The organism is Streptomyces sp. NPDC127177 (genome assembly GCF_042672475.1).
GTDB lineage: Bacteria > Actinomycetota > Actinomycetes > Streptomycetales > Streptomycetaceae > Streptomyces.
On the sequence record NZ_JBHXUW010000007.1, the window covers coordinates 131885 to 150438 of the forward strand.

At 72.3% G+C, this 18554-nt stretch carries 16 protein-coding genes; 10 read left to right on the forward strand and 6 right to left on the reverse strand.

Going from position 1 to position 18554, the window contains the following annotated elements; all coding sequences use genetic code 11:
* Positions 1–42: 42 nt before the first annotated feature.
* The 4 genes from ACFVJX_RS07620 to ACFVJX_RS07635 all read left to right on the forward strand — a co-directional run bounded on the left by ACFVJX_RS07620 (position 43) and on the right by ACFVJX_RS07635 (position 3557).
* Positions 43–1638, forward strand: coding sequence for a 4-coumarate--CoA ligase family protein (locus tag ACFVJX_RS07620; protein WP_384126056.1), 1596 nt, complete (start codon positions 43–45; stop codon positions 1636–1638).
* Positions 1635–2369, forward strand: coding sequence for an enoyl-CoA hydratase family protein (locus tag ACFVJX_RS07625; protein ID WP_384126055.1), 735 nt, complete (start codon positions 1635–1637; stop codon positions 2367–2369). The genes ACFVJX_RS07620 and ACFVJX_RS07625 overlap by 4 nt, the downstream gene beginning before the upstream one ends.
* The gene (locus ACFVJX_RS07630; protein WP_384126053.1) at positions 2357–2950 is read left to right on the forward strand and encodes a TetR/AcrR family transcriptional regulator; all 594 of its coding nucleotides are present in this window, start codon (positions 2357–2359) and stop codon (positions 2948–2950) included. Before ACFVJX_RS07625 ends, ACFVJX_RS07630 begins: the two co-directional genes overlap by 13 nt.
* Before the next feature lie 67 nt (positions 2951–3017).
* Positions 3018–3557 carry a GNAT family N-acetyltransferase gene (locus ACFVJX_RS07635; protein WP_384126051.1) on the forward strand — a complete coding sequence of 180 codons (540 nt, stop codon included), beginning with the start codon at positions 3018–3020 and terminating at the stop codon, positions 3555–3557.
* Positions 3558–3680: 123 nt separating this feature from the next.
* Here the strand turns inward: ACFVJX_RS07635 and ACFVJX_RS07640 are convergent, their stop codons facing one another.
* Both ACFVJX_RS07640 and ACFVJX_RS07645 read right to left on the reverse strand, forming a co-directional pair.
* A complete protein-coding gene (locus ACFVJX_RS07640; RefSeq protein ID WP_384126050.1) occupies positions 3681–4319 on the reverse strand; it encodes a hypothetical protein in 639 nt (212 codons plus the stop codon).
* Positions 4320–4596: 277 nt separating this feature from the next.
* Complete coding sequence (locus ACFVJX_RS07645) at positions 4597–5706, reverse strand: citrate synthase 2 (protein ID WP_384126048.1); 1110 nt, start codon at positions 5704–5706, stop codon at positions 4597–4599.
* A 225-nt stretch (positions 5707–5931) separates the two neighbouring features.
* Here ACFVJX_RS07645 and pdxH point away from each other — a divergent pair, with 225 nt between their 5' ends.
* Together pdxH and ACFVJX_RS07655 are read left to right on the forward strand one after the other, a co-directional pair.
* Positions 5932–6582, forward strand: coding sequence for a pyridoxamine 5'-phosphate oxidase (gene pdxH / locus ACFVJX_RS07650; RefSeq protein ID WP_384126185.1), 651 nt, complete (start codon positions 5932–5934; stop codon positions 6580–6582).
* Between the two features lie 359 nt (positions 6583–6941).
* Positions 6942–8363, forward strand: coding sequence for a PAS domain-containing protein (locus ACFVJX_RS07655; RefSeq protein ID WP_384126047.1), 1422 nt, complete (start codon positions 6942–6944; stop codon positions 8361–8363).
* Between the two features lie 113 nt (positions 8364–8476).
* On the opposite strand, the gene ACFVJX_RS07660 is transcribed toward ACFVJX_RS07655, so the two are convergent.
* The gene (locus ACFVJX_RS07660) at positions 8477–9232 is read right to left on the reverse strand and encodes an SIS domain-containing protein (RefSeq protein ID WP_384126046.1); all 756 of its coding nucleotides are present in this window, start codon (positions 9230–9232) and stop codon (positions 8477–8479) included.
* Between the two features lie 220 nt (positions 9233–9452).
* Between ACFVJX_RS07660 and ACFVJX_RS07665 the strand changes: the two genes are divergently transcribed.
* Together ACFVJX_RS07665 and ACFVJX_RS07670 are read left to right on the forward strand one after the other, a co-directional pair.
* On the forward strand, positions 9453–10142 hold the full coding sequence (locus ACFVJX_RS07665) for a metal-dependent transcriptional regulator (RefSeq protein WP_384126044.1): 690 nt from the start codon (positions 9453–9455) through the stop codon (positions 10140–10142).
* 654 nt (positions 10143–10796) lie between these two features.
* Positions 10797–11753 carry an alpha/beta fold hydrolase gene (locus ACFVJX_RS07670; protein WP_384126042.1) on the forward strand — a complete coding sequence of 319 codons (957 nt, stop codon included), beginning with the start codon at positions 10797–10799 and terminating at the stop codon, positions 11751–11753.
* A gap of 83 nt (positions 11754–11836) precedes the next feature.
* Here ACFVJX_RS07670 and ACFVJX_RS07675 read toward each other — a convergent pair whose 3' ends face one another.
* Genes ACFVJX_RS07675 through ACFVJX_RS07685 form a run of 3 tightly spaced genes read right to left on the reverse strand, consistent with a single transcriptional unit; the run spans position 11837 to position 15009 of the window.
* Complete coding sequence (locus ACFVJX_RS07675; RefSeq protein ID WP_384126041.1) at positions 11837–13486, reverse strand: transporter; 1650 nt, start codon at positions 13484–13486, stop codon at positions 11837–11839.
* Positions 13483–14313: an ABC transporter ATP-binding protein gene (locus ACFVJX_RS07680; protein WP_384126039.1), complete on the reverse strand. Its 831-nt coding sequence runs from the start codon at positions 14311–14313 to the stop codon at positions 13483–13485. Before ACFVJX_RS07680 ends, ACFVJX_RS07675 begins: the two co-directional genes overlap by 4 nt.
* Positions 14314–14352: 39 nt before the next feature.
* Positions 14353–15009, reverse strand: a complete 657-nt coding sequence (locus ACFVJX_RS07685; protein ID WP_384126038.1) for a bifunctional DNA primase/polymerase — start codon at positions 15007–15009, stop codon at positions 14353–14355.
* A 321-nt stretch (positions 15010–15330) separates the two neighbouring features.
* On the opposite strand from ACFVJX_RS07685, the gene ACFVJX_RS07690 reads away from it, so the two are divergent.
* Together ACFVJX_RS07690 and ACFVJX_RS07695 are read left to right on the forward strand one after the other, a co-directional pair.
* On the forward strand, positions 15331–16713 hold the full coding sequence (locus tag ACFVJX_RS07690; RefSeq protein WP_384126035.1) for a transcriptional regulator: 1383 nt from the start codon (positions 15331–15333) through the stop codon (positions 16711–16713).
* 215 nt (positions 16714–16928) lie between these two features.
* On the forward strand, positions 16929–18503 hold the full coding sequence (locus ACFVJX_RS07695; protein WP_384126032.1) for a hypothetical protein: 1575 nt from the start codon (positions 16929–16931) through the stop codon (positions 18501–18503).
* The last annotated feature ends 51 nt before the right edge of the window (positions 18504–18554 follow it).

Consider the following 18554-nt stretch of genomic DNA (forward strand, 5'->3'; position numbering starts at 1 on the left):
CCGCCGCGCCCCGCCATTCCGCATCGAAAGGGACTCCCCGCCATGGTGCACGTGTTCCGGAGCGACTACCCCGACGTCCAGCCACTCGACACAGCCATCCACGACGCCGTCCTCGGACAGGCGGCCGCGGAGTTCGGTGACACGGTCGCCCTGATCGACGGGACGGACGACACCCGCCGGATCACCTACCGGCAGCTCGACGACTTCCACCGGAAGATCTCCGCCGGACTGGCCGCCGCCGGACTCGTCAAGGGCGACGTGCTCGCCCTGCACAGCCCGAACACCATCGCCTACCCGGCCGTCTTCTTCGCCGCGACCAGGGCCGGGGCCACCGTCACCACCGTCCACCCGCTCGCCACGGCCGAGGAGTTCGCCAAACAGCTCCGCGACTCCTCCGCGCGCTGGATCGTCACCGTCTCCCCGCTCCTGGACACCGCCCGCCGCGCCGCCGAACTGGCCGGCGGCATCCAGGAGATCTTCGTCTGCGACCACGCCGAGGGACACACCTCGGTCCTCGACATGCTCGCCACCACCGCCCCCGAACCGCTGGTCACCATCGACCCGGCCGAGGACGTCGCCGCCCTGCCGTACTCCTCCGGCACCACCGGTACGCCCAAGGGCGTCATGCTCACCCACCGCTCCATGGCCACCAACCTGGAACAGCTGCGCCCCTTCATCCCCATGGGCTCCGGCGCCCGCATCCTGGCCGTGCTGCCGTTCTTCCACATCTACGGGCTCACCGCCCTGATGAACGCACCCCTGAGGACCGGCGCCACCGTCGTCGTCCTGCCGCGCTTCGACCTCGCCCAGTTCCTCACCGCGATCCAGGACCACCGCATCACCGGTCTGTACGTGGCCCCGCCGATCGTCCTCGCCCTCGCCAAGCACCCGGTCGTCGACAGCTACGACCTCTCCTCGCTGGAGTACATCGTCAGCGCCGCCGCCCCGCTCGACGCGGAGCTCGCGGCCGCCTGCTCCCGCCGCCTCGGACTGCCGCCCGTACGCCAGGCGTACGGCATGACGGAACTCTCGCCCGGCACGCACGTCGTCCCGCTCGCCGCCGAGAACCCGCCGCCCGGCGCCGTCGGCACCCTGCTGCCCAACACCGAGATGCGCATCGTCTCCCTGGGCGTCCCCGACGAGGACGCCCTGCCCGGCACCGACGGGGAGATCCTGATCCGCGGCCCACAGGTGATGAAGGGCTACCTCGGCCGCCCGGACGCCACCGCCGAAATGATCGACGCGGACGGCTGGGTGCACACCGGGGACATCGGGCGGGTCGACGAGGACGGCTGGCTGTTCGTCGTCGACCGGGTCAAGGAGCTGATCAAGTACAAGGGCTACCAGGTCGCCCCCGCCGAACTCGAAGCGCTGCTGCTCGGCCACGAGTCCGTCGCCGACGCCGCCGTCATCGGTGTGTACGACGCCGACGGCAACGAGGTCCCCAAGGCGTTCCTGGTGCGCCGGCCGACCGTCGCCCCGGCGGACCTGACGGCCGACGACGTCATGGCGTACGTCGCCGAGCGCGTCGCCCCCTACAAGAAGGTCCGGCAGGTCGAATTCGTCGACGCCGTACCGCGTGCGACGTCCGGGAAGATCCTCCGCCGTGAACTGCGCGAACGGGAGAAGCAGCAATGACCCTCGCCCCACCCGCCCACGACCGGGGCATCACCACCCTCACGCTCGACTCCCCGGCCAACCGCAACGCGCTCGGCGCCCGCCTCGTGGCGGGGCTGACCGACGCCCTGGCGGCCTGCGCCGCCGACGACACGGTTCGGGCGGTGGTACTCACCCACACCGGCAACACGTTCTGCGCGGGCGCCGACCTCACCGCACCCGCCGACCCCCACGCCTTCGTCGCCCTCATGCGGCGGATCGTCACGCTCCCCAAACCGGTCGTGGCCCGGGTCACCGGCCACGTCCGGGCGGGCGGTCTCGGCCTGCTGGCCGCCTGCGACATCTCGGTCGCGGGCCCCGGCTCCTCCTTCGCCCTCACCGAATCCCGCCTGGGCCTGGCCCCGGCGGTGATCTCCCTCCCCCTGCTGCCCCGCCTGGACCCCCGCGCGGCAGCGCGCTACTACCTGACGGGGGAGCGTTTCGACACGACGGAAGCGGCCAGGACCGGCCTCGTGAGCATCGCCGCCGAGGACGTGGACGAGGCGCTCGTACCGGTACTCGACGGACTGCGCAGGGCCTCCCCGCAGGGGCTGGCCGAGTCGAAGAAGCTGGTCACGGCTACTGTGCTGCAGAGTTTCGACCAGTACGCCGAAGACCTCATCGCCCGCTCCGCGGCACTCTTCGCCTCCGACGAGGCACGGGAGGGGATGACGGCCTTCCTGGAACGACGGGATCCCGCATGGCTGCTGTGACCCCCATGAGCCCCAAGTCCCCCAAACAGGACCGCAGCCGCGCCACCCGCCGCCGCCTCCTGGAAGCCGCGGTCTCCTGCCTGGCCGAACACGGCTGGGCGGGCTCCACCGTCTCCGTCGTCGCCGAACGCGCCGGCGTCTCCCGCGGCGCCGCCCAGCACCACTTCCCGACCCGGGAGGACCTCTTCACCGCGGCCGTCGAGTACGTCGCCGAGGAACGCTCCGCCGCCCTGCGCGCCGTCCCCGTCCAGAGCCGCGCCGCAGTCGTCGCCGCCCTCGTCGACCTCTACACCGGCCCGCTCTTCCGCGCCGCACTCCAGCTCTGGGTCGCCGCCTCCAACGAGGACCAGCTCCGCCCCCGCGTCACCGAACTCGAAGGCCGAGTGGGCCGCGAGACCCACCACATCGCCGTCACCCTGCTGGACGCCGACGAATCCCGTCCCGGCGTCCGCGAGACGGTCCAGGGCCTCCTGGACATGGCCCGCGGGCTCGGCCTCGCCAACGTCCTCACCGACGACACCGCCCGCCGCCGCAGGGTCGTGACGCAGTGGGCGGCGCTCCTGGACGAGGCGCTGGGCTGAACCGCGCCGGGACCGCGACGCCCCGGATATCCTTCCTCGTCCTGAACAGTCCAGGGAGGTCCTCACCATGAGCAGCACCGCACCGCCCCTTCCCACCCGCATGGAACTCACGGGCGAAGGCCTCGTCCTGCGCGACTGGACCGAAGAGGACCTGGCCGCGATGCCGGGCCTCTTCGACCACCCGGACATCGCGTACTGGACGCCGATCGTCACCCCGTTCGACGCGGAGGCCGCCCGTGCGCGGCTGGCGAGGGCCCGGAAGCTCCGGGCGGACGGCACGACCATCCTCCTCGCCGTCACCCTCGACGGCGGGGCACCGCTCGGCGAGGTGATGCTGCGGCGCGCCCCCGAGGGCACGGAGATCGGCTACGCGATCGGCCCGGCGCACCGGGGTCAGGGGCTTGCCGCGCGGGCGGTGCGGGTGATGGCCGCCTACGCCTTCGAGCAACTGGGCGTGGAGCAAGTGATCCTGGAGCTGGAGGCGGAGAACGCCGCCAGTGTCGCGGTGGCCGGCAGGACGGGCTTCAGCCGGCTCGACGTCCCGCTGATCGAGGGGGAGGAGAAGGGGCGGGCGTACGTCTTGCAGACGTGGGCCCTCAACCGCTGACTTCCCCGGGCCGCACTTCGCCGAGCCGTCGACGACCCGGATCCCGTCGACGGGACTCCCGGGTCCCGGCCGGGCATGTCGTCGAGGACGAGATGCCCGGCGCGCGGACGCGGAAGCGGACGGTCAGTTGGTCCAGAGGACCGGGCTGTCGCTGTACGCGTCACCCTCGTCGAACGAGGCGGCCGCGATGGGCTCGGTCTTCGTGGCGCTGAGCGAGCAGGTCTCGTACGACGCGCCCTTGGTGGTGAAGTCGCGGGGTGCCGTTTCGTTGTCGCACTTGCCCGGCAGGTCGCCTATCAGCACGACGCCCGTGGGGCCGCCGTCCGCCAGCTGGCCGCGCAGCTTCAGCGACGCGTAGGACAGGTCGGTCCCGCCGACGTTCTCCACCTTCATCCGGATGTAGTAGGGCGTCATGCCCTTCGCCTTCGCGCCGAACGCCGCCATGTCGGCCTCGGCGCCCTTCTCGATCGCCGTGACGGTCACGGCGATGGTGCCCTTCTTGTCGCTCGTGTACTCGAACGGCAGGACCGCCTTGTCACCGACCTTGAGCTTCGTGCCCGGTGCGGCGACGTCACCCCCGGCCGGCGCGGCACCGTCGTCGCTGGGCTTCGCGGACGGGCTGCTCGCGTCGGACGATGCCGGGGCGGACGCCGATGGCGAGTCCGGTGCCGACGACGAGTCCTCGCCGTCGTTGCACGCCGTGAGGCCGAGCCCCATGGTGGTGAGAGCAGCGGCGAAGAAGATACGTCCCTTGTGTGTCATTTTGACCTAACTGGCAGCGGGAGCCGCCCATTACGGAAGCCGGTTGCGTTCAAGATCTGGATGGAGCGTCCGGCGATGCGGCCGGACGTGTCGGAGCGCTCGATTACGGGCCTCCCGCATCGAGCGCGTCGTGAGACAAACCAGAAAGCGGCCCGAATGACACAGACATGCCACAGGAATGCGACGGCTGCGGCACGGCTCGGCCCGGCGGGTGGAGATGCCCGGACGCCCGCGCCGTCGGTGGAGCGCAGGCCGCCCGGTATCCATCGAACCGTCCTCAGTTGCCCAGGTCCGCCAGCTGGTCGAACCCGGGGATCTCCCGCGGGCTGCGCGTGCCCGGACCGATGTACGTCGCCGAGGGGCGCACCAGGCGGCCCGTCCGCTTCTGCTCCAGGATGTGCGCCGACCAGCCCGCCGTGCGCGCGCACGTGAACATCGAGGTGAACATGTGCGCCGGCACCTCCGCGAAGTCCAGCATGATCGCGGCCCAGAACTCCACGTTCGTCGCCAGCACCCGGTCGGGGCGCCGCGCGTGGAGCTCCTCCAGCGCGGCCTTCTCCAGCGCCTGCGCCACCTCGAACCTGGGCGCGCCCAACTCCTCGGCCGTGCGCCGCAGGACGCGGGCGCGGGGGTCCTCGGCGCGGTAGACGCGGTGTCCGAAGCCCATCAGGCGCTCGCCCTTGTCCAGGGCCTTCTTCACGTAGGCGGTGGCGTCCCCGGTCCGCTCGATCTCCTCGATCATGCCGAGGACACGGGACGGTGCACCTCCGTGCAGCGGGCCCGACATGGCGCCCACCGCGCCGGACAGTGCGGCGGCCACGTCGGCGCCGGTCGACGCGATGACCCGGGCGGTGAACGTCGAGGCGTTCATGCCGTGCTCGGCGGCGGAGGTCCAGTACGCGTCAACGGCCTTCACGTGCCGCGGGTCCGGCTCGCCGCGCCAGCGGATCATGAACCGTTCGACGACGGAACCCGCCTTGTCGATCTCGCTCTGCGGGACCATCGGCAGCCCCTGGCCGCGCGCCGACTGGGCGACGTAGGAGAGCGCCATGACGGCGGCCCGCGCCAGTTCGTCGCGCGCCGTCCGCTCGTCGATGTCCAGGAGCGGTTTCAGCCCCCACACCGGGGCGAGCATCGCCAGCGCGGACTGCACGTCGACCCGGATGTCACCGGAGTGCACCGGGATCGGGAACGGCTCGGCCGGTGGCAGTCCGGGGTTGAACGCCCCGTCGACCAGCAGACCCCAGACGTTGCCGAACGACACATGGCCGACGAGGTCCTCGATGTCGACACCGCGGTACCGGAGCGAACCGCCTTCCTTGTCGGGTTCGGCGATCTCCGTTTCGAACGCGACGACTCCTTCGAGTCCGGGTACGAAGTCGGACATCAGGCGGCTCCTCGGATCGGCGGCTGCGGACGGGCCGCAAAGGGGCCCGTCCCAAGATATTGGCGGGTTCCGACGTGCCCGGGAAGCGTGACATCCGGCACAGCCCCCCGTTCCGTCCCGGAACGGTTCGTGACCCTCCTCACCGGGCAGACTCGGCCCCTGCGGCAGGATGAGCCCGTGTCCACCGCAGATTCCTCCTTCGATAACACCACCGATCCGGCCGCGATGCGCGAGCAGTACCGTTCGGAGAGCTTCGACGAGGACGGCCTCGCCGCCGATCCCATGGAGCAGTTCGCCCGCTGGTTCCGGCAGATCGCCGCAGGTGGGATGCTCCACGAGCCGAACGCCATGGTGGTGTCCACGGCGACGCCCGAGGGCGTGCCGTCCTCCCGCACGGTGCTGCTGAAGATGTACGACGAGCACGGTTTCGTCTTCTTCACCAACTACGGCTCCCGCAAGGGCCGCGAGCTGGCCGCCAACCCGCACGTGTCGCTGCTCTTCCCCTGGCACCCGCTGGCCCGCCAGGTCATCGTCACCGGCACCGCGGCCCGGGTCGGCCGCGAGGAGACGGTCGCCTACTTCCGCACCCGCCCCCACGGCTCCCAGCTGGGCGCCTGGGCCAGCGCCCAGTCCACGGTGATCGGCTCCCGCGAGGAGCTGGTCGGGCGCTACGAGGAGCTGGCGGCCCGCTACCCGGAGGGCGAGCAGGTCCCGGCACCCCCGGAGTGGGGCGGCTTCCGGGTCGTCCCGGGCACGATCGAGTTCTGGCAGGGCCACGAGAACCGGCTGCACGACCGGCTGCGGTACGTACGGGAGGCCGGAGGGACGACCGAGGGCGGCAGGGCGGCCTGGCGCGTCGAGCGGCTGTGCCCTTAGGGGCGCTCGCCCCCCGACATGCAGAAACCCGCAGGCTCTGGTCCCTCCTTGCGGAGGAGCCGGCCGGACTTACCGGCGAGCCTGCGGGTCGGTGACTGCTTGGGATTGGCCGATGACCGGCCTGCACTGCAAAGAGCGCGACGACGGGCGTCAGCCCGCAGTCACCTCACGAGTCCGAGAAGAAATCACTTCCGGAACACCTCCTTTCTTCGCTGGCACCAGCCTAGGAACCTCGTCCGGGCCGCACAAGCGAATTATCGGTGTCATCGAATTCGGTGAAGTCGCTGTGTGCTGAGTCACGTTCGAGTTCAATGGTCTGACGTGCAGCAATGCCGGACACGTCCAGCAGGGGGTACGGGATGAGTGCTTCCAGGAGCAGCGGAACCACCGACGCTCTCGGGCCCGAGGAGCGCCCGGAGGGCGAGCCCGATGGGCCGCTGGGGGGTCCCGCGATCCCCGGGTCCGAGCTGCTGGCGGCCCTGCTCGACGGGATGGACGCGGCGCTCTGCGCCTTCGACGCGGACGGCACCGTCACCCACTGGAACCGCGAGGCCGAGCGGATTCTCGGCTGGTCGGCCGAGGAGGCCGTCGGACGGCCCGGCTTCGCCGGCTGGGCCGTGCGGCGGGCGGACGCGGGCGAGGTGCAGGGCCGGCTGATGGCCGTCATGGACGGGCCGGGGCGGCAGGTCCATGAGTTCGCGCTGCTGCGCAAGGACGGCAGCCGGGTGCTGGTGCGGACCCAGTCCGCCGGGGTGCGGGGCTCGGACGGCAGGCCGGCCGGGGTGTACTGCGCGTTCAGCGAGGTCCATGCCCAGATCGACCTGGAACGGGCCATCGCGCTCAGCGAGGCGCTGTTCGAGGACGCCTCGTGGGGTGTGGTCCTCGTCGACGTGGACCTGCGGCCCACCGTCGTCAACGCACACGCCGCCCGGGCGCTGGGCGGCGGTCGTACGACGCTGCTGGGGCGGCCGCTGGGCGAGCTGATCGTGCAGGGCGTGGAGGACCTGGAGGGCGCGCTGCAGCACGTCCTGGCCGCCGGAGCACCGCCGGGCCCCGCCGAGCTGTGGGTGACGCTGCGGACGGCCGACGGCGACCGGCGGCGCTGCTGGCGCAGCGGCTTCCTCCGGCTGGCCTCGCCGCTCGCGGAGGAGCCGGTGCCGCTGGGCGTCGGCTGGCTGTTCCAGGACATCACGGAGGCGAAGCTCGCCGCCCAGGACGCGGACCGGGTGCGCTTCCGGTCGGGCCAGCTGCACCGGGCCTCCAGATCGGCGGCCGAGTGCGAGGACCCCATGGAGGCCGCGACCGGCTCCCTGGACTACGCACTGGCCGGCTTCGCCGACCACGCGCTGATCGATCTGGTGGTGGGTGAGCGCCTGGTCCGGGCGGCGGCCACACCGTCCGACGCGCCCGGCCCGTGCCTGCCGGTGGCCGGCGGCGGCATCCCCCTGCGGTACGTGCCAGGCCACCCGGCCCTGCAGGCGGTGGACCGCACGGGCTCGGTGCGGGCCTCGGCGGGCGCCGGGACGAAGCGGGTGGCGGGGGAGTGGGCGGCGGAGCGCCAGTGGCCGTCCGACTCGGTGCACGCCCTGTGCGTGGTGCTGCGGAGCCGGGGCCGGACCCTCGGCGTGGTGACGTTCCTGCGCTCGGCCCACCGCGCCGCCTTCGAACGCCCGGACGCGGTCTACGCGGAAAGCATGGCCGACCGGGTAGCCGCCTCGGTGGACCTGCACCAGGCACTGCAACCCGGCACCCCCGGCACCCCCGGCTCGTCCGGCGTCTGAGGACGGCCGTGCCGCGAACACCGGCCCGTCCGGCGTCCGAGGACGGAACCGCCGCCGGGGCGGGCGGTCACCTCGCGGTCCCGTTCACCCGCCGCCCCGCACGGCCGCGCGCGTCAGTGCCGGTAGAAGATCCGGTCCGAGTACTCGGCCATCACGCGCCCGTTCCACTCGTGCCCCCCGTCCACGTTCCCCGACCGGAGCAACGGCGGCTCCACCCCCCGCTCCAGCAACCGCTCCACCGCGGCCGCCATCATCGCCTGCATCACCGCACTGGTGACCACCGTCGATGCGGGGGCGAACGGCGCCTCGATGCCCTCGACGTCCAGCTCCGCGTCGCCGATCGCGATCTTGCTGTCGAGGACGATGTCGCAGTGGTCCCGCAGGAAGCCGCCGGAGCTGTGCCGGGACCGTGTGCCGTCCGCGTACGCGACCGAGGTGACGCCGATGACCTTCAGCCCCAGCGCACGCGCGTTCATCGCCATCTCCACCGGCAGCGCGTTGCGCCCCGACAGCGAGATGATCACGAGGACGTCGCCCGCCTTCGCGGGGCTGGAGTCCAGGACCGCGCCCGCGAGGCCGTCGACCCGCTCCAGCGCCGAGCCCAGCGTGGCCGGCATGACGTCGACCCCGAGGGCGCCCGGGACGGCCAGGAGGTTCATCAGGGCGAGCCCGCCCGCGCGGTAGACGACGTCCTGCGCGGCGAGGGAGGAGTGCCCGGCGCCGAAGGCGAAGAGCCGGCCGCCGGCCTCGACCGTGTCGGCGATCGCGGCACCGGCGGCCGCGATGTTGCCGGACTCCTCGTCCCGCACCCGCTCCAGCAGACCGATCGCTGCGTCGAAGAACTGACCGGTCAGCTTGGTTTCGCTCATCTGTGGAGGGCCTTTCCGGCGGGGCTGTGGGGTGACCAGGGGCGTCCGTGCCGCCGATCACGTTGCGGTCTGGACCAGTGACATGTCAATACCGTGAGAGCTGCTCGAACCACGCCCACAGCCCTTCCGATGCGCCGTATCGGACCGACGAGGCACGGTTGTCGGTGCTATGCGTCAGAATTGGGTCAGGGCCAGCGCACGATTGCATCGAGGGGCACGAATGTCCGGACTGATCGACACAACGGAGATGTATCTCCGCACCATCCTCGAACTTGAAGAGGAAGGCGTGGTCCCCATGCGCGCCCGGATTGCGGAACGGCTGGACCAGAGCGGTCCGACGGTCAGCCAGACGGTGGCGCGCATGGAGCGCGACGGCCTGGTTCAGGTCGCGGGCGACCGGCATCTGGAGCTGACGGAGGAGGGGCGCCGACTGGCGACCCGCGTGATGCGCAAGCACCGGCTCGCCGAGTGCCTGCTCGTCGACGTGATCGGCCTGGAGTGGGAACAGGTCCACGCCGAGGCATGTCGCTGGGAACACGTGATGAGCGAAGCAGTGGAGCGGCGGGTGCTGGAGCTGCTGCGCCACCCGACCGAGTCCCCGTACGGGAATCCGATCCCGGGCCTGGAGGAGCTGGGGGAGAAGGCCGAGGCCGATCCGTTCCTCGACGAGGGCATGGTCAGCCTGTCGGATCTCGACCCGGGCGAGGGCAAGACGGTGGTGGTCCGCCGGATCGGCGAGCCGATCCAGACGGACGCCCAGCTGATGTACACGCTGCGACGGGCGGGCGTGCAGCCCGGTTCGGTGGTCAGCGTGACGGAGTCGCCCGGCGGGGTGCTGGTCGGCAGCAGCGGTGAGGCGGCGGAGCTGGATTCCGAGGTGGCGTCGCACGTCTTCGTCGCCAAGCGCTGAAACAGGAGCGCTGGACCACGAGGTTGAACCACGGGCGCTCAACCACGAGCGTTGAGCGCCAAGCGCTGAAACAGGAGCGCTGAGCCACAGCGCTGAACGACACCGACGGCCCACGGCCGGTGTCCGACGTACGCCGTACAGGCGCGTCGGGCACCGGCCGTAGTCGTCCGCTTTCCGTTTTTCCGTCCGGAATTGCAGCGCCCGGACGGTTCGCGTGCCAGGCTGTGGCTGAGGGATACCTGAGAGTGTCGGCCACCTGGCCGCGCGGTCGGGGAGGGGAGCAGGGTATGCGCCCGTCGTACTGGCACGTCCGGCCTGCGCACCGGATGAGACACGCGTCCACGCCCGCTTCCGGCCCCGATTCCGGGCCTCATGAACGACGGATGGCCCCGGTGCCTCACGGCACCGGGGCCTGTCCTCCCCTGTTCCGACCTGGAGCCCCGAGCTCTTCAGATCGGTCCCCGCGAGCCCTCATCCCCGAGTGGCCCGCCTCCCGGAGAAGATCTCCCCTCCGCGGCCGACGTCAATCCTTGGAAGCGGTCACTCGAACGAGCGGTGTTGTACGCCCGGACCCGGTTTTCGAATAAGAGTTCGATAGTCTGGCGGGACGCGACCACGTGGTGATCGAGGGACCTGAAGGGGGTGCCAGAACATATGGTGCGGCGCATCGATGTGACCGGAACCGACGGCGTACGCCTCGCGGCCTGGGAGTTCGCCGATCCGCCCAAGGAGCGCGCGGAGGGCGTGCGCGCCCCCGGCGTCTTAATGCTTCACGGACTGATGGGCCGGGCTTCGCACTGGGCGTCGACCACCCGCTGGCTCGCCGAGCGGCACCGTGCGGTCGGCCTCGACCAGCGCGGACACGGCCGCAGCGAGAAGCCGGCCGAGGGCCCGTACACCCGTGACGCGTACGTGGCCGACGCGGAGGCCGCGATCGAACAGCTGGGCCTCGCCCCCGTCACCCTCGTCGGGCATTCGATGGGAGCGCTCACCGCCTGGCAGCTCGCCGCCAAGCGCCCCGACCTCGTCCGCGCGCTGGTCATCTGCGATATGCGGGCCTCCGCACTCGGCGCGGCCTCGCAGCGGGAGTGGGAGGACTGGTTCAGGTCCTGGCCGGTGCCGTTCGCGACGCTGGCCGACGTACGGAAGTGGTTCGGCGAGGACGACCCCTGGGTGGAGCGGCCCAATCCCTCGCGCGGTGAGTTCTTCGCCGAGGTGATGGCCGAGCGCGCCGACGGCTGGCGGCCCGTCTTCTCCCGTCGGCAGATGCTCCAGTCCCGCGCCACCTGGGTGTTCGACGCGCACTGGGAGGAGCTGGCCCAGGTCAGATGCCCGACGCTGGTGCTGCGCGGCCTCGACGGCGAGCTGGGCCGGGCCGAGGCGCAGGAGATGGTCCGGGTGCTGCCGCGCGGGCAGTACGCGGAGGTGGCCGACGCCGGTCATCTCGTCCACTACGACCAGCCGGAGGGCTGGCGGGCCGCGGTCGAACCCTTCCTGGAGCAGTACGCCGAGGGCAGCGGCGACGGCCAGGAAGGCAGTGACGGCCGGGACGGCAGCGACGGCCGGGACGACCAGGACGATCGCGGCGACCGGGAGCCGGTGGCTCCGTAAGACCGGCCACCGGCCACCGGCCCCGAGCACCGGCCACCGGCCCAGGCCACCGATCACCCGCACCTCGTCCCCTCCGGCCGGACTCACCCCTTGCTGACCGCCGCAAGGATCTCCGGCAGCCGGTCGGCCGTGCGGGGCGCCGCCACCCGCAGTCCGGCCCAGGCGATCAGCGCCCCGTACACCGCCCCCACCGGTAGCAGCAGCCACAGCCACCCCTCCTCACCGGCGAGATGGAGCCAGAGCGTCATACCGATCACCGGCGCGCACAGGAGTGCCGCCGAGACCATGCCGCCGAAGATCGAGATCCAGGCGAGACCGGCCTGACCCGGCGCCACGTTCTTGAACGCACCGTCCTGCGGGACCGAGTACGGGAAGTTCGCCGAGGCCACCGCACCCGTCGCCAGCATCGCGCCCAGCAGCGCGAACGACAGCCCCATGACCCCCGGCAGCGCTCCCCAGTCACCGAGCACCGCCGAGGTCACCACGGTCACCAGGATCGTGTAGGGGAGGGTGATCAGCAGCAACGCCAGGGCGCGCGCCCGCAGTTCCAGATACGCGTCCCGGGTCGAGGAGATCGCCGCGGCCACCATCCAGAACGCGGAGGTGTCCTGCCCGAACTGGTTGTACATCTGGATGCCGAGCATCCCCGCGGCGAAGCAGGCGAAGTAGACCGAGCCGGCGCCCTGCACCGCGTTGAGCAGCGGCACGATCAGCCCGATCGCCAGCGCCGTCACCCACGCCGCCTTCGTCTTCGGGTCCCGTGCGACGTAGCGCAGGCTGCGCTGCATCACGGTGCCGGTCCGCCCCTCGGGGAACAGGGCCCAGATACCGGCGCCGCGTGAACCGGAGGCAGTGCGGCCGGGTTCGGCGGCGGCGAGCGTAGAGCCGTCCGGCGCCGTCATCAGCTTCACCAGGCTGCGCTGCCACAGCCACAGCAGCAGGGCCAGTGCGGCCAGGGAGAGCAGCAGTGCGGCGGCGGCGCTCCCGTAGTCGCCCCGGGACGCGGAGTCCACCGAGGCGATCGCGGAGGCGGGCGGCAGCCAGCGCACCACGTCGGCGGCCGGGTCCAGGGCGGAGAGGCCGCCGGAGCGGCCGAGCCGCTGGGCGCCGAAGTTGACGACCTGGATGCCCACGGCGATCACCAGACCGCTGAGCACCGCCAGATCGCGGCCCTTGCGGGAGGTCAGCAGCCGGCTGTTGGCCGTGGCGACGGTCCGCGCCAGCGCCACACAGACCAGCAGCGTGAGCGGGGCCGCCAGGACCGCGAACACCGCGGCCCCGGCCCCGTGGGCCAGGGCGATCACCGAACCGACCGTCAGACAGAGCGTGAACAGCGGGCCGATCCCGACCAGCGAGGCCGCCAGCAGCGCGGTGATCAGCGGCCTCGGGCGCAGCGGCAGCATCACCAGCCTGCTCGGGTCGAGGGTCTCGTCACCGGCGGCGAAGAACAGCGGCATCACCGCCCAGCCGAGCGCCAGCACCGCGGCCAGCAGCACGACGAGCGACACCGCGTGGGCGTTGCCGCGCAGCGCGATCAGCCCGATCAGCTGGCCCGCGGCGATCAGCAGGGTGGCGACGACGGACGCGATGTACGCGGCCCGCCGTCCGGACGACTGCCGCAGCCCGTTGCGCAGCAGCGTGAGCTTGAGCCGTACGAAGACGGGGACCAGGGCGGTACCGTCCGTGCCGCTCGTCCGGGGCCCGGTTCCCGCCGGGGCGTCGAGCAGGCTCATCGGGTGCCGCCCAGCCAGTCCAGGGCGTCGCCGTCGTCGCGGCCGCCCGCGCCGACCAGCTCCAGGAAGGCGTCCTGGAGGGAGGGCGCCGCGCCGCGGACCTGGGCGAGGGTGCCCTGGGCCCGGATGGTGCCGGCCGCCATGACGGCCACCCAGTCGCAGAGCGACTCGACGAGCTCCATCACATGGCTGGAGAAGATGACGGTCGCCCCGGAGCCGGTGTAGCGCTCCAGCACCTTGCGGATGGTCTGCGCCGACACCGGGTCGACGCCCTCGAACGGCTCGTCCAGGAACAGCACTTCGGGATTGTGCAGCAGCGCCGCCGCGAGCCCGATCTTCTTCCGCATACCGGTCGAGTAGTCGACGACCAGCTTGTGCTGGGCGCCCGCCAGATCCAGGACGTCCAGCAGCTGGGTGGCGCGGCTGTCCGTCTCGGGACCGGGCAGCCCGCGCAACCTGCCGGTGTAGCCGAGGAGTTCACGTCCGGAGAGGCGCTCGAAGAGCCGCAGCCCCTCGGGCAGCACACCGATCCGGGACTTGACCTCGACCGGATCGCGCCAGACGTCGCGCCCGCCGACCTCGATCCTGCCCATGTCGGGGCGGAGCAGGCCGGTGACCATGGACAGGGTGGTGGTCTTGCCCGCGCCGTTGGGGCCCACCAGGCCGATGAACTTGCCCGCGGGCAGCTCCAGGTCGATCCCGGCCACCGCAGTCTGTTCGCCGAACCGTTTCCACAGTCCTTCCACCCGCACCGCGGGCGGTGTCACCTCCGGTGCGCCCGTCTCGACGGACTGTTCTGCTGTGTCGGTCTCGTGCCGGTCCGGCATCGTGCACGCCCTTCGAAGTCCCCGTGTGTGGGGGACACCCTACGAAAGGCGGCTCCGGGCGTCGGCGGCCTCCCTGCCGCAGGCGTAGGCGAGCGGGCTGATCAGCTCCTCCACCTCGGGCAGCCAGCGGTTGGCCGTGGTGGGCCGGCGGGCCCACTGAACCGCGCCGCTCCCGCCGACCCGGGTCGGCGGGGCCGTCACGTACTGGCCGTCGCCCAGTCCGCGCAGCCCGATCGACGCGGCGTTCCAGCCCAGCCGTTGTGCGAGGCCGTCCGCCTTGGCGGCGGCGCCCGGCAGGACGAAGAACTGCATCCGGCGGTCCGGGCCGCGGGTCACCGGACCGAGCGGCAGGCTGAGGCGTTCCATCCGGGCCAGGGCCAGGAAACCCGCCGACTCCGGTACGTCGATCGCGTCGAAGGCGCGCCCGGTCGGCAACAGGACTGCCGCCCGGGGCTGTCGGGACCACATGCGGCGGGCCGCCGCACCGCTGCCGGTGGCCTGGCCCGCCCAGTCGGCCCGGGTGGGGTGCGCGCCGGGAGCGGCGCAGCCGGCCTCTCCGCAGGAGCACCGCTCCGCCCCGTCGGCCGACTCCAGCCAGGTGCCCGGGCACACGTCCCAGCGCCGCTCCTCCGTGTACCGGACGGCGGCGTCGAGCAGGAGTTCGGCGCGCTGCTGGGGGAGCTGTGCGGTTTCCATGACTGTGTTCGGCTCTTCCACGCACAGCACAACTCCCGTCGCCACCTGGGGTTACGGGCGTGGCGAACGCGGTTACGGCCTATCGCTCCCGCATGCGGGGCGCATCGATGCACCGGCGGGGGCGCGCGGGAGGAGTCGCGGCGATGCGCGGGTAGCAAGTTACGGAAATTCCGGCACAGTTCGCTCAGCATCATAGGGGGCTTGCCGTGACGAAAGATGTAAGAAGCGAGGAAAGTGACCAACCCGATGAATCGGTGCATTTCTCGGACATACGCCGGGCAGTGATCCAGCAACGATCACTGCGACCTCAGGGGGAGAAACATGGCAGCCAGGCCTCTCGTCGCACGCCAGCCGAACGAACGGCTCCAGGCGCTCATTCAGGAAGCCGGATGCTCCAACGCGGGCCTGGCCCGCCGCGTCAACATGGTCGGGGCCGAACGCGGCCTCGACCTCCGTTACGACAAGACCTCGGTCGCCCGCTGGCTGCGTGGACAGCAGCCGCGCGGCAGGGCGCCGGGGATCATCGCCGAGGCACTCGGCCGCAAGCTCGGCCGTACGGTCACGATCGACGAGATCGGGATGGCCAACGGCAAGAACCTCGCCTCCGGTGTGGGGCTGCAGTTCGCGCCGACGGTGACCGGGGCGATCGAGCAGGTCTGTGAGCTGTGGCGCAGCGATGTCGGCCGCCGCGATTTCCTGACCGGTTCGGCGGTGGCGTCCTCGGCGCTGGTCGAGCCCAGCCGGGACTGGCTGATCAGTGGCGCGGACCCGCAGGTCGCGCGGGCGGCCGGGGCCCGGGTCGGGATGCCGGACGTGGAGGCGGTGCGGGCGATGACGGCCGCGCTGGTCGACCTCGACCACCGGTTCGGCAGCGGCCACGTGCGGCCCGTCCTGGTGCACTACCTCAACAGCGTGGTCTCCGGGCTCCTTTCGGGCGCGTACCGGGAGTCGACCGGCCGGCAGCTGTTCGCGGCGGTCGCGCGGCTCACCGAGCTGGCCGGGTACATGGCGATCGACACGGGCCAGCCGGGTCTGGCCCAGCGCTACTACATCCAGGCGCTGCGGCTGGCGCAGGCGGCCGGCGACCGCGCCTACGGCGGCTATGTGCTGGCTGCCTCGATGAGCCATCTCGCGGCGCAGCTCGGCAATCCGCGGGAGATCGCCCAGCTGGCCAGGGCCGCGCAGGAGGGTGCGCGCGGGCGGGTCACACCGAGGGCGGAGGCGATGTTCTACGCGGCGGAGGCGCGCGGGCACGCCCTCCTCGGTGACGCGGGCACCTGCCAGTCGGTGGCGGGCCAGGCGCTGGCGGCGCTGGAACGCGCCGATCCGGACAGCGGGGACGACCCCGACTGGATCGCCCACTTCGACCACGCCTATCTGGCCGACGAACTGGCGCACTGCCACCGCGACCTCGGCCAGGCGGAGGCGGCCGCCCGCCGTGCGAAGGAGTCCCTGGACGGCCACCCGGAGTCCCGCGCCCGCCGCCGCGGTATCGGCCTGGCACTGCTGGCCACGGCGCAGGTGCAGATGCGAGAGGTGGAGCAGGCCTGCCACACCGGGACGCGGGCGATGGAACTGCTGGGCTCGGTGCGCTCCAGCCGGGGCGCGGAGTATCTGGAGGATCTGCAACAGCGGCTGGTGCCGTACGGGGACGAGCCCGCGGTAAGGGAGTTCGGCGCCCGTCTGGAGCTCCAGGCGGCCTGACCGGGGGTGCGGGGGGGCCGGGGCCGTACCGCCCGCCCGGGAGGCGGACCGGCCCGGCTCCGAATCGACGGGGACGCCCCTTAACTGCGTCCTGGAGCGGCTGGACGTTACTCCCGCTGTGAAGGGGTGTGGTTGACCTCACGCGCTTGGCGGAGGGCGGCAACCACCCGCTACCGTGAGCCGACGATTCCATAGGTTCACACGTAGGAGTCCCGGTGACACAGAGCGGACAGGGCGACGAGCAGCAGCCCCCTGCTGTACGACCCGCGCACGAGGGTGTCGTGCTGCCCGCAGGTGGCGGCGAGCCCTGGACGCCGGGGGGACCGGCGGACCGGGCGACCCCGGCCGAAGGGCAGCCGTGGGGGCAGCCCTGGGGCCCGCAGGCGCCGCAGCAGGGCGGCCCGTCGCAGGGGCGGGGCGGGTACGGGCAGCAGGAGCAGCAGGGCCGGTACGGGCAGGAGCAGCCTCCGTCGGCCTATGGGCAGGGGCAGCAGACCCCTGCCGGGTACGGGCAGCAGGGGCAGTACGGCCAGGGCGGGCAGGACCAGGCGTACGGCCGGGAGCCGCAGCAGGGGCATCAGCAGGGACAGCAGCCGCCGGCCTACGGGCAGGCTCCGCAGGCGCTGCCGCCCGCCCGGTCGCAGGCGCCCTACGCCCAGCCGCTGCCGCCCGAGGCCGTGCCCGGCATGGGCGCGGGCGGCGGGGACGCGGACGCCACGCAGTACATCGCGCCGGTGCCGGGCGGGTCCGGGCCGGGCGGTCTGCCGCCGGAGAGCCCCGCGGAGTCCACCCAGTTCCTGGGCCGCGCCCAGCAGCAGTCGTACGGGCAGCAGCCCGCGCAGGGCGGCCAGGACGCCGACGCCACCCAGTACATACCGCCGGTGCCGGGCGGTGCCCCCTACGGGATCAGGCCCGGCACGCCCGGGGAGCGCCCGCCGCCCGCCGAGTTCGACAACCTCTTCCGCAGTGACGAACCCGCGGGTGCCACCCAGCAGATACCCCGGTTCGACCCCTCGCAGCAGCAGCAACAGCAGCAGCAACATCAGCCGCAGCAGCAGTACCAGGGCCCCGGACAGCCCCCGCCGCAGGCCTACCAGCAGGCGCCCCCGTACGGCGGGCCCGAGGACGGGCTGCCGCAGGACGGCCGTGACGAGCGCCGCAAGCGGTCGGCGCACGTCCCGCTGATCGCCGCGGTCGTCGTGGGCTGCGCAGTGATCGGGCTCGGCGCCGGCGCTCTGCTCAGCGGTGGCGACGACGACAAGGACGACAGCAAGCAGTCGGTGGCCTCCGCGAGTTCACCCGCGACGCAGCCCTCCACCAAGGCCGCCGCCGACCCGGCGAAGCCGCAGGCGGAGGCGCTCGACAAGCTCCTCGCCGACAGCAACAACAGCCGGGCAGCGGTCATCGGCGCGGTGGAGAAGACCAAGTCCTGCACCAATCTGAACAAGGCCGTGGCGGATCTGAAGGGCGCCGCCCAGCAGCGCCGCGACCTGGTCACCAGGCTGAAGGAACTGTCGGTCGACAAGCTGCCGGACCACGGTGACCTGACCGCCTCGCTCACCAAGGCCTGGCAGGCGTCCGCGTCCGCGGACGACCACTACGCCGCCTGGGCCGTGCAGGCCAAGAGCAAGAAGGTCTGCAAGCACGGCAAGGCCCGTACGACCTCGCAGTCGCAGGCGGCCAACGTGCAGAGCGGCGAGGCGAGCAAGGCCAAGCAGCAGGCGTCCAAGCTGTGGAACGCCATCGCGGCGAAGTACGGCCTGACCGCGCGCGAGGCCACCGCGCTCTGAGCCACGGCGGCGGGGGCGGACGGGCCGGTCCCGTCCGCCCCCGCCGTCTGT